This window comes from Terriglobus sp. ADX1 (genome assembly GCF_036877645.1).
In the GTDB taxonomy this organism is placed as follows: Bacteria; Acidobacteriota; Terriglobia; order Terriglobales; family Acidobacteriaceae; genus Terriglobus.
This window is the reverse complement of the sequence record NZ_JAEDXV010000090.1, coordinates 1-254: the sequence shown is the minus strand read 5'-3', so window position 1 is coordinate 254 and position 254 is coordinate 1. Positions and strand designations below refer to the sequence as shown.

Annotated in this window: 1 protein-coding gene; it reads left to right on the top strand. The window is 52.0% G+C overall.

Features of this window, described 5'->3' with window-relative positions; all coding sequences use genetic code 11:
• The first annotated feature begins 40 nt into the window (after positions 1-40).
• Entirely contained in the window at positions 41-136 is a 96-nt protein-coding gene (locus tag JAO32_RS20125; protein WP_443082621.1) for a DNA polymerase thumb domain-containing protein, read from the top strand.
• Positions 137-254 lie beyond the last annotated feature (118 nt).

The following is a 254-nucleotide window of genomic DNA, read 5'->3' as shown; positions in this document are numbered from 1 at the left end:
TGAGGCGTTTGAGTTTCTCCGTAACTTACCCGTTGGCCGCATCCCCGGTGTCGGTAAGGTCAGCGAGGCTCGACTTGAAACGGAAGGGATCAAGTTAGTCGGCGACATCCAAAATATGAGCCTTCATCTCTGGTAGAGCGTTTTGGAAGTTACGGACACCGCCTTCACGAGCTTGCATATGGTGTCGATCACAGCGCTGTGGTATCCAATCGTATCCGGAAACAAATTTCGGCCGAGGATACCTTTCCGGAAGA